The 9815-nt window shown below is 50.9% G+C and carries 11 protein-coding genes and 1 other annotated feature; all 11 genes read left to right on the forward strand.

Translation table 11 applies throughout. The features are described from left to right. The first annotated feature begins 15 nt into the window (after window positions 1-15). Window positions 16-663: a translation elongation factor Ts gene (gene tsf / locus B2U90_RS03100; RefSeq protein ID WP_292017070.1), complete on the forward strand. Its 648-nt coding sequence runs from the start codon at window positions 16-18 to the stop codon at window positions 661-663. Between the two features lie 70 nt (window positions 664-733). Continuing rightward, window positions 734-1456 carry a UMP kinase gene (pyrH, locus tag B2U90_RS03105; RefSeq protein ID WP_072235718.1) on the forward strand — a complete coding sequence of 241 codons (723 nt, stop codon included), beginning with the start codon at window positions 734-736 and terminating at the stop codon, window positions 1454-1456. A 76-nt stretch (window positions 1457-1532) separates the two neighbouring features. Then, window positions 1533-2093 (forward strand): ribosome recycling factor, encoded by a 561-nt coding sequence (gene frr, locus B2U90_RS03110; protein ID WP_059075913.1) that lies wholly within the window; start codon window positions 1533-1535, stop codon window positions 2091-2093. Continuing rightward, window positions 2090-2329, forward strand: a complete 240-nt coding sequence (locus B2U90_RS03115) for a hypothetical protein (protein ID WP_083237030.1) — start codon at window positions 2090-2092, stop codon at window positions 2327-2329. The genes frr and B2U90_RS03115 overlap by 4 nt, the downstream gene beginning before the upstream one ends. A 3-nt stretch (window positions 2330-2332) precedes the next feature. Continuing rightward, complete coding sequence (locus B2U90_RS03120) at window positions 2333-3115, forward strand: isoprenyl transferase (RefSeq protein ID WP_083237029.1); 783 nt, start codon at window positions 2333-2335, stop codon at window positions 3113-3115. A 16-nt stretch (window positions 3116-3131) separates the two neighbouring features. Next, window positions 3132-3959, forward strand: coding sequence for a phosphatidate cytidylyltransferase (locus B2U90_RS03125; protein WP_292017071.1), 828 nt, complete (start codon window positions 3132-3134; stop codon window positions 3957-3959). A 44-nt stretch (window positions 3960-4003) separates the two neighbouring features. Further along, the gene (gene rseP / locus B2U90_RS03130) at window positions 4004-5032 is read left to right on the forward strand and encodes an RIP metalloprotease RseP (RefSeq protein WP_059075915.1); all 1029 of its coding nucleotides are present in this window, start codon (window positions 4004-4006) and stop codon (window positions 5030-5032) included. 9 nt (window positions 5033-5041) lie between these two features. Next, a complete protein-coding gene (ispG, locus tag B2U90_RS03135; protein ID WP_172793331.1) occupies window positions 5042-6106 on the forward strand; it encodes a flavodoxin-dependent (E)-4-hydroxy-3-methylbut-2-enyl-diphosphate synthase in 1065 nt (354 codons plus the stop codon). 209 nt (window positions 6107-6315) lie between these two features. Beyond that, window positions 6316-7689, forward strand: a complete 1374-nt coding sequence (locus B2U90_RS03140) for a hypothetical protein (protein WP_292017072.1) — start codon at window positions 6316-6318, stop codon at window positions 7687-7689. A 107-nt stretch (window positions 7690-7796) separates the two neighbouring features. Beyond that, the gene (locus B2U90_RS03145) at window positions 7797-8216 is read left to right on the forward strand and encodes a CGGC domain-containing protein (protein ID WP_059075917.1); all 420 of its coding nucleotides are present in this window, start codon (window positions 7797-7799) and stop codon (window positions 8214-8216) included. Window positions 8217-8353: 137 nt separating this feature from the next. Then, window positions 8354-8606 (forward strand) — a binding site (T-box leader). Between the two features lie 60 nt (window positions 8607-8666). Further along, window positions 8667-9815: 2-isopropylmalate synthase (locus tag B2U90_RS03150; RefSeq protein ID WP_292017073.1), on the forward strand; the 1149-nt coding region annotated here is incomplete at its 3' end.

A 9815-nucleotide genomic window follows, 5' to 3' on the forward strand; every position in this document is an offset into this window, starting at 1 on the left:
AGAAGGAAAAAAGATATGGCAATTACAGCTGCACAGGTTAAAGAATTACGTGAGATGTCCGGCGCAGGCATGATGGACTGCAAAAAGGCACTGACCGAAAGCAACGGTGATATGGAAAAAGCAATCGATCTGCTTCGTGAACATGGCCTGGCTGCAGCAGCTAAAAAAGCAAGCCGTATCGCTGCTGAAGGGTTGGTTTATTCTTATATCCATGGCAATGGCCGCATCGGCGTCCTCGTCGAAGTAAACTGCGAAACAGACTTTGTTGCCCAGACAGACAACTTCAAATCCCTCTGCAAAGATATTGCCATGCAGATTGCCGCTGCCAAACCGGCTTACCTCAAGAGAGAAGAAGTACCGGCAGATGTCCTCGAACATGAAAAAGAAGTTCTCCGTCAGCAGGCTCTGAACGAAGGCAAACCGGAAAAGATCGTTGAAAAGATGATCGTCGGCCGGATTGAAAAATTCTACAAAGAAAACTGCCTCCTCGATCAGGAATTCATCAAAGATTCCGACAAGACGGTTCAGCAGGTCGTCAATGAAGCCATCGCTAAGATTGGTGAAAAAATCGATATCCGCCGCTATACACGTTATGAACTCGGTGAAGGCCTCCAGAAGCGCAGTGATGATTTCGTTTCTGAAGTAATGGCACAGGTTAAATAAGTTTAATACGATTCCTATAAGAGAACACCGGTTTTCAGTGTTCTCTTATTTTCTAACAGGAGGAGCCATTATGAACAGAAAATACAAACGCGTTGTACTGAAATTGAGCGGTGAAGCTCTTGCCGGATCACAGGGATACGGCATTGATCCCGTTACGGTCGATGTCATTTCCAAACAGGTCGTTGAAGTTGCCAACAAAGGTATCCAGGTAGCCATCGTCGTAGGCGGCGGCAATATCTGGCGCGGCCTTTCTGGCAAAGCCAAAGGCATGGACCGCGTATCGGCCGACTATATGGGCATGCTGGCAACGGTCATGAATGCCCTGGCCCTGCAGGATGCCATCGAAAAGAACGGCGTTGTCACCCGCGTCCAGACGGCCATTACTATGCAGCAGGTAGCAGAACCGTATATCCGCCGCCGGGCTATCCGCCATATGGAAAAGGGCCGTGTCGTCATCTTCGGTGCCGGTACGGGAAATCCCTATTTTTCGACAGATACGACGGCCGCTCTGCGTGCAGCTGAAATCGATGCCGATGCCATCCTCATGGCGAAAAATGGCGTCGATGGCGTATACGACAGCGATCCCAAGGTTAATCCCGACGCTAAAATGTACACCCACCTTTCTTTCCTCGATGTCATCCAGAAACAGCTGGGCGTCATGGATGCGACGGCGACGACGCTGTGCATGAACAACAACATTCCCATCGTCGTATTCAACATTGACACGAAGGGAAATATCGTCGCTGCCTGCAGCGGGGAAGAAATCGGGACCCTTGTCGATAAAGAAGGATAATCGTTCCTGCGTAGACAAAAAGACATAAAAGCTGTATGATATAGTTAACTAAAAATATGATGAGGAAGTGATTTTCATGGATGTACAGAATACATTGACACAACACGAAGAAAAGATGAACAAATGCATAGAAGCCCTGAAGCGTGATCTGGCTTCTATCCGTACGGGCCGTGCCAGCACGTCTCTCCTGGACCGGGTCATGGTCGATTACTACGGCTCGCAGACGCCGGTCAAACAGGTGGCCAACGTATCGGCTCCGGAACCGCGGCTGATTACCATCGTTCCCTGGGAACGGAACATGCTGAAAGAAATCGAAAAAGCTATCCTGAAATCCGACCTGGGTCTCAACCCGAATAATGACGGAACGATGATCCGCCTGGAAATCCCGCAGCTGACGGAAGAACGGCGTAAAGAGTTTGGCAAAAAGGTAAGCAAACACGCCGAAGAAGCTAAAGTCGCTATCCGCAATCTGCGCCGGGACTGCAATGATCTGTTCAAAAAAGCAGAAAAGAAAAAAGAAATAACGGAAGATGAAAGTAAGGAAGCTCAGACCAAAATCCAGAAAATGACAGATCAGAAAATCAAAGATATCGACGCTTTGAAAGATAAAAAGACTAAAGAAGTCATGGAAGTATGATGGATATACGGATTCTCATTGGCATGCCGTTATGGTATGCCAAATCTGTATTAGAGGGTAAAAATATCCCCTATGTCCTGGAGCAGACTGTCTCGCGGAGTCATTATTTCTCTTGTGACGACCAGGAAATCTATGTCATCCGGGCTGTAGAAAGAGACGGCGTCGTCCACCTGGTGTACAATTACAGCCTGAAAGCGAGTGACAGTGTGCAGCAGGCTCTTCACGATGGAGGATAGGATATGTTTGATACATTTTTTAAAAATAGTGGCCGCCAGGCTGGTGCAGGAGAGTCGTCTTCTCTGGAAGCTCAGCTGGACCGCCAGAATATTCCTCACCATGTGGCCATCATCATGGATGGCAATGGCCGCTGGGCAAAACGACAGGGAAAACCCCGCACGTACGGCCATCATGCCGGCGCTGATACGCTCAAGCGCATCGTCATTGCCGCGGGGGAATTGGGAATCCAGGTCCTGACGGTATATGCCTTTTCGACGGAAAACTGGAAGCGCCCGGAAACGGAAGTTTCGTATATTATGAAGCTCATGAACGAATATCTGAGCAAAAACCTCCTGGAACTGGACGAACACAACGTACGCCTTCATTTCCTTGGCGATATGAGCCGCCTCCATCCAATCCTCCAGGAGTCATTCCGCAAGGCCGAAGAAGAAATGAAAGATAATACGGGCCTTAAACTCAATGTAGCCGTCAACTACGGCGGGCGCATGGAACTGGCCCGGGCAGCGCGCCTTTTGGCAGAAGATGTCCAGAAAGGCCTTCTCAGCCCGGCCGATATTACGGAGGATACGCTGGCTGATTACCTGTATACGGCTCCGGAAAATGATGTGGATCTTTTGATCCGACCCGGTTCGGACAAGCGGGTCAGCAATTTCCTGCTCTGGCAGATGGCCTATGCCGAATTCTGGTATACGGACCTGTGCTGGCCTGATTTTACGAAGGACACTCTCATAGAAGCCATCTTATCTTTCCAGGGCCGGGAACGCCGGTTTGGCGGCTTGAAATAAGGAAGGTAGACAGACAATGTTGGCTAAACGAATCATTACGGGTATCGTAGGCGGAGGCCTGACGATATTTATTATTTACGAAGGGAACTGGCTCTTCTTTATCATGATGACCCTGCTGGCTCTCCTGGGCTGGCGTGAATACGTGCGCATGCTCCACGCCGTCAAAGCTGATCTGACAGAATATGCCGGCTACGTATGGCTCGCCGCCGTATTTGGGGCCTGGTGGTTTGCCGGGATTAAACTGCTTTTTTTACTGTGCGTCGTCATGATGAGCTGGATTCTCCTGCGCACGGTGGTCTGCCACAAGAGGGTATCCCTTTCGGACAGTGCTTATTCGCTGTACGGACTGCTCTATATAGGAGGCGGATTCCTGGCTATGCTGGCTCTCCGGAACGGTATGCTGGCATCGTATCTGACCAGTGCGTTCCAGAATGTCATGCTCGAACCGGCCCGCTTTTTCGTCTTTCTCCTCGTCTTTTCCACTTGGGCGAGCGATACCTTTGCCTTTGCGGCCGGAAAAGCTGTGGGAAAGAATAAGCTCTGCCCATCCATCAGTCCGGGAAAGACCCGGGAAGGCGCACTGGGCGGGTGTATCGGCACAATCGTCGTAGCACTGATTTTCTCTTTGATTTTTAAATTTTCACTTCTTCACGGCCTGGCTATCGGATTGATTGTTGCCATCATGGCTCCTCTGGGAGATCTGGTAGAATCGGTCCTCAAACGGACCTGCGGCATCAAAGATTCGGGGAATATCATCCCCGGTCATGGCGGCATCCTAGACCGTTTTGACAGTCTGCTCTTTGCCGCACCGGCTGTGTATGCATATCTTATGCTCGTAGCATAAGCGTCAGGACAGAGTTCCTGCCGTGAACGAAAGGTGAATGAAGTTTGGGTATTACAATCGCAGCAACGATTTTTGTCTTCAGCCTTATCGTGTTTGTCCACGAATTCGGCCATTTCATTACGGCGAAATTGTCGGGCATGCAGGTAGATGAATTTGCTATCGGCTTTGGTCCCAAAATCTATAGCTATCAATATGGATCTACGTTGTATTCATTACGGGCAATCCCCCTGGGCGGGTTCAACCGTATCCAGGGAATGACAGAACAGGAAGAATTGAATGAAAAATCCTTCCTGAATAAAAAAGTCCGTTACCGTCTCATCGTCATCGCTGCCGGGGCATTCATGAATTTCGTCCTGGCCGTCGTCATCATATGGGGCGTCATGTTTACCGTGGGTACGCACGACGTTTCGAAAGAACCGGTCGTTGGATCGATCGTGGAAAATTCGGCGGCAGCCCAGGGCGGCATGAAACCGGGCGACCGTATCGTCAGCATCAGCGGCGTGCCAATCGGAGAATGGAAGGATATTTCCCGTACTGTCAATGACCACAGCCGGGACGTCCTCACGGTCGTCGTCAACCGGGACGGGGAAGATGTGAATCTGACCATGGTCCCTACGTATGATACCCAGTCGAAGCGGGCACTCATCGGCGTCGTTCCCGTCGTTACGCGCAGGCAGCATGGCTTTTTTGAATCGTCGTACATGGCCATAGAACGGACAGGGCAGATCTGCTATACGATGACCATGGGGATGTATGGTATGATCCGCGGCACCGAAAAGGCTGACCTGGCAGGTCCCCTGGGAGTAGCCCAGCTGGCAGGACAGGTAGCCTCCGTCGGCTTTGTCAATCTGCTCATGTTTACGGCATTTCTCAGTATCAATCTGGGTATCCTCAATCTCCTTCCCATTCCGCTTCTGGATGGGGGATACATCATCATGCTGATCATCGAAGGCATTACGGGACGCCGGCTGCCCAAGCGGGCCCTGTATTATATCCAGATTGCCGGTATCATCATACTGGGATCGCTGTTTTTATTTGCCATGATACAGGACATCAGTCGTTTTAGTATTTAGAGGTAGTATATGATTACACGAAGAACATCGCGTCCGGTGACGCTGGGAACGGTGACGGTCGGCGGTACGGCGCCTGTTTCGGTGCAGACCATGTCTACGGTCAATCCGGCCGATACGGACCGGGCTATTGCCGACGTACAGCGTCTTTCCCGCCTGGGAGCAGAAATCATACGCTTTGCCGTACCGGACAAGGCGGCGGCACTGGCCCTGAAAGACATCGTAGCGTCATCGCCCGTTCCCCTTGTGGCGGACATTCATTTCGATTATCGCCTGGCACTCCTGTCTGTAGAAAGCGGCGTGCAGGCATTGCGGATCAACCCCGGCAATATCGGTGCCGATGAACACGTCGTCAAAGTCGTGGAAAAGGTGCGCCCCTCGGGTATTCCCATCCGCATCGGCATCAACAGCGGCTCTCTTCCGGAAGATATATTACAGGAGTATGGCGGTCATCCTACTGCCGACGGCATGGTAGAAGGGGCGCTGCGCCATATACGCATCCTGGAAAAAATGGATTACCGGAATATGGTGATTTCTCTCAAATCCTCCCAGGTGCCGCTCATGATCGAAGCTTATGAAAAGCTGGCAGAAAAGGTTCCCTATGCGTTTCACCTTGGCGTTACCGAAGCGGGGCTGGCCCGCGTCGGTACGATTAAATCGGCCATCGGCATCGGGACTCTTCTTTATAAAGGAATCGGAGATACGATACGCGTTTCCCTCACAGACGATCCGGCTGAAGAAATTAAGGTGGGCCAGGATATCCTGAGCGCCCTCGGCCTGCGCCAGTTCGGACCGGTCCTCATTTCCTGCCCGACGTGTGGCCGGACCCAGGTCCACCTCATCGAACTGGCAAAAGAGGTCGAAGCGGCTCTGACAGGGATTACGGTCCCTCTGAAAATCGCCGTCATGGGCTGTGTCGTCAACGGCCCCGGCGAGGCGCGTGAGGCTGATTTCGGCATTGCCGGCGGAAACGGAAAGGGAATCATCTTTTCCCACGGACAGGTACTAAGGACTGTGCCAGAAGATAAACTGGTAGATGCCCTGCTGGAAGAAATTAACAAATCTATATCGTCGTAACAAGAGAAGCACTGACAGACAGATTATAGCTGATTGACAGTGCTTTTTTTTGTGTCATCAATAATAATTACAGATTATGTAACTTTTTTTAATATATTTTTAATCACATTCTTACTGTATTTTAAGACTACTTTAATATTGTTTTAATCTTTCCCATCCATACTATTAGGTATGAATCAGACAGACCTGATACAAGGGAGGATTGAGACGTGAAAGAGAAAAAAGAAATCATCCATCAACTCAATACGGCAAAGTCACACAAAACATGGGAATTGACCCTGGCGGCGATGGAAGCGCGGAATAGTATCCCAGAAGTATTGCTCGACTCACCGGAACGGTTGTGCCAGTTGGCAGAGATTTACGTCATGGCAGCGATTCAGGGGCCTTGCTATGACTGGTATATGTATATGGCGGGCTATGCGCTGGATACGGCACAACGGCTGGCAGGATGTCGTACATCGGTGATGGTCCTGCGCGGCCGGGCGTTTAAGGCTCATATGGAATATATCTTGTATGGCCCGGTGGGAAAGAAAGGCTTTGCCTGTCACCGGCCGGACAAATTGAGCCTGGTCATTCAGGCCATTTCGTACTATGAAAAACTGATGCAGGCAGACTATACGGTGTCTGATATGTATCATTATGCTACGATTTTGTTTAAATCAGCAGACGATATCTATCTTCCCATTGTCAGGACACGGCGGCAGATGCAGCTGAAAAAGGCCTGTGCACTGTACAAAAGAATCATGGATCACAGTGCTCATGATGAATTGACCGGGGAAGGAAAGCAGATGCGCTTAAAGGCGGGATATTATTTCTGCCGTGCCAGCCTGTCTTTGATTCAGTCCCATTCCCGGCTGGGCCAGGAGGCGTTCCTCTTGTTCGGTATCACGCTGCCCCAATCCTGCCGCGTGGAAAAGCTGGGACGATTCCATACGCTCCAGCGCATGGCTAACCGCATTTGCCGGCACTGCGGCTTAGACGGGGATGTCCCGCTCATCGAGGAACTGGCCCGGCGGCCGAGAACGGAATTTCCCTATGCCTGTGACTGGTTTTATCTGATGGGGCAGTTGTATGAATGCGCCTATGAACAGCAGCTATGTCCCTGGCCGGAAGATGCGCTGCGCCGGGCGGAACGATACTATACCTATGCCTGTGATATTGATTACCGGCGCCGGCAGCTGCACCTGTCCGTTTCCGGCTATATGCATATGTATGCAGCATTGTTCCGCCTCTATCATCATTCGTCCCGCCATCGTCCAGGCGTGCCGCCATGGCTTGCGTATCTGCGCAAGTTGTCTTTCCCGCCGGGGCTTAAAACGCTCATCCTCATCCGCCAGGCGATTATACAAGGGCGTTACGAAGAAGCGGCCAGCCAGTTGAAGCAGGTGATGCGATCCCGCCAGTACGACTCGTTCATGACAGAAAAGAAAGTACGGGTCCTCCGCGATATTGCACAGGTCCTGCAGAACGGCCATACCAGGCGGCTGTGTAACCGGTATGCGAAATGGGAAATCGTATATTTTGAGCGGATCCTGCAGACTATGCGCCGGAAGGACGGCTTTGCGAAGGCCCGGACCGGTTAGGCATATGCGGAGACAGAGAAAATTTATCTATAGTATTTTCCCGCTCCCCTGTGGTATAGTAAAGATGAGCATCGTAACGATGAGCAGTAAAAAGGGGGAGTGATCCTATGTCTCGTTTAGTAGTTATTATTCAATGCGATATTGTTTCCAAACGCTGTGCCGGATACGGCTGCATGAAATCGTTCTATGACCGGACGGGCCCGTTTGCCGGGTATGACGACCAGACACGCTACATGACGCTGACCTGTGGCGGCTGCTGTGGGGCGGGCATTGCGGCAAAATTGGAAGACCTGAACCACAAACTGAAACGCTATGGAGAAGAAAAAGGCGACGTGGTCGTTCATCTGGCATCGTGTATCTGTTCAGACAATTACCACCGCCCGCCCTGTCCCTTCCGCAATTACATCAAGTCTATTGTCGAACGAAAGGGATTTCCCGTCGTCCTCGGATCGTATCTGTCCAAGGGAGCCGAAAAAAAGCGCCACGAAGGTGTGTATCAGGAATGGGATAAGGGAATGAAAGCATAAACGTTTAACTTATAAAGAACAATCCGTATATATTTCAGCAAGCAAAAGGTTTAACTTTATATTTTTCCAAATTCTTTTAAAATTTCTCTTGCATTTCTGAGATGACTATGGTATTATCTCAATCAACAAGTCAAAATAAAAATGCGTTGAAGGGAAACAGTAGGTTCCAGAAAGCTTTCAGAGAGCTGCCGGCAGGTGCGAGGCAGCAGCGGAATGGAAGTGAACTCGTCTCTAAGCAGCCAGCTGAAATGCCATGGGCAGAGTAGGCGGGGCCGGGGCCTGGCCGTTAACAGACAGGAGGGTATCGACACGAGTCCGTACCTGTAAAGAGCATATCCTTTGGGATATGAATAAGAGTGGTAACGCGCGAGTAAATCTTTCGTCTCTTCTGAGGCGGAAGATTTTTTTTATTTTGATTGTGTTAAAAATACATGATCAGGAGTGATTCGGATGAAAAACGTTGAAAAGTACAAAAAAGGTTATTTTATGCCGCCCCAGGTGGATATGAGCTGGACAAGCAAAGAGTACCCCGATAAGGCGCCAATCTGGTGCAGTGTCGATCTGCGCGATGGCAATCAGGCGCTGGTCATTCCCATGAGCCTCGAAGAAAAACTGGAATTCTACAAAATGCTGATCCGCATGGGATTTAAAGAAATCGAAGTAGGGTTTCCGGCGGCATCGGAAACAGAGTTCGAATTTCTCCGCACGCTGGTAGAACGGAACATGATTCCCGACGATGTGACCGTACAGGTCCTGACACAGGCGCGGGAACACATCATCCAGAAGACCTTCAAAGCATTGGAAGGGGTCAAACATGCCATTGTCCATTTGTACAATTCCACGTCGTATGCACAGCGGCAGCAGGTATTCCGCAAATCGAAGGAAGAGATTAAACAGATCGCCGTCGATGGCGCGAAATTGCTGCAGCGTCTGACCGAAGAAGCCGGAGCGAATTACCGCTTCGAATATTCACCGGAAAGCTTCACCGGGACGGAACCGGAATTTGCCCTCGATGTCTGCAATGCCGTCCTCGACGTATGGAAGCCTACCGCCGGCCGTAAGGCCATCATCAATCTGCCTTCGACGGTGCAGATGTCCATGCCTCATGTGTACGCCTCCCAGATCGCCTACATGTCCCGGAATCTGAAGTACCGCGATAACGTCGTTTTGTCTCTGCACCCGCACAACGACCGGGGAACGGGCGTTGCCGATGCCGAAATGGGATTGCTGGCCGGCGCCGACCGCATCGAAGGGACGCTCTTTGGCAACGGCGAACGGACGGGCAATGTCGATGTCATTACCATCGGCATGAACATGTATGCCATGGGTATCGATCCGGGCATCGATTTCTCTTATATGCCGGAAGTCGTCGAAATGTATGAACGGGTGACGCGGATGCATGTCCATGAACGGCAGCCCTATGCAGGGAAGCTGGTGTTCGCTGCCTTTTCCGGTTCCCATCAGGATGCCATCGCCAAGGGCATGCAGTTCCGGGAAGATCATCGTGAACCGTACTGGACCGTTCCGTATCTGCTCATCGATCCGAAAGATGTAGGCCGCGAATACGAAGCCGATGTCATCCGCATCAACAGCCAGTCC

Origin of the sequence: Megasphaera sp. UBA4233, assembly GCF_002395615.1 — a bacterium.
GTDB lineage: Bacteria > Bacillota > Negativicutes > Veillonellales > Megasphaeraceae > Megasphaera > Megasphaera hexanoica.

What these genes read in the sequence shown, in the direction of transcription:
- tsf (WP_292017070.1), top strand. Translation starts at nt 16, where the DNA reads ATGGCAATTACAGCTGCACAGGTTAAAGAATTACGTGAGATGTCCGGC.
- pyrH (WP_072235718.1), top strand. Translation starts at nt 734, where the DNA reads ATGAACAGAAAATACAAACGCGTTGTACTGAAATTGAGCGGTGAAGCT.
- frr (WP_059075913.1), top strand. Translation starts at nt 1,533, where the DNA reads ATGGATGTACAGAATACATTGACACAACACGAAGAAAAGATGAACAAA.
- B2U90_RS03115 (WP_083237030.1), top strand. Translation starts at nt 2,090, where the DNA reads ATGATGGATATACGGATTCTCATTGGCATGCCGTTATGGTATGCCAAA.
- B2U90_RS03120 (WP_083237029.1), top strand. Translation starts at nt 2,333, where the DNA reads ATGTTTGATACATTTTTTAAAAATAGTGGCCGCCAGGCTGGTGCAGGA.
- B2U90_RS03125 (WP_292017071.1), top strand. Translation starts at nt 3,132, where the DNA reads ATGTTGGCTAAACGAATCATTACGGGTATCGTAGGCGGAGGCCTGACG.
- ispG (WP_172793331.1), top strand. Translation starts at nt 5,042, where the DNA reads ATGATTACACGAAGAACATCGCGTCCGGTGACGCTGGGAACGGTGACG.
- B2U90_RS03145 (WP_059075917.1), top strand. Translation starts at nt 7,797, where the DNA reads ATGTCTCGTTTAGTAGTTATTATTCAATGCGATATTGTTTCCAAACGC.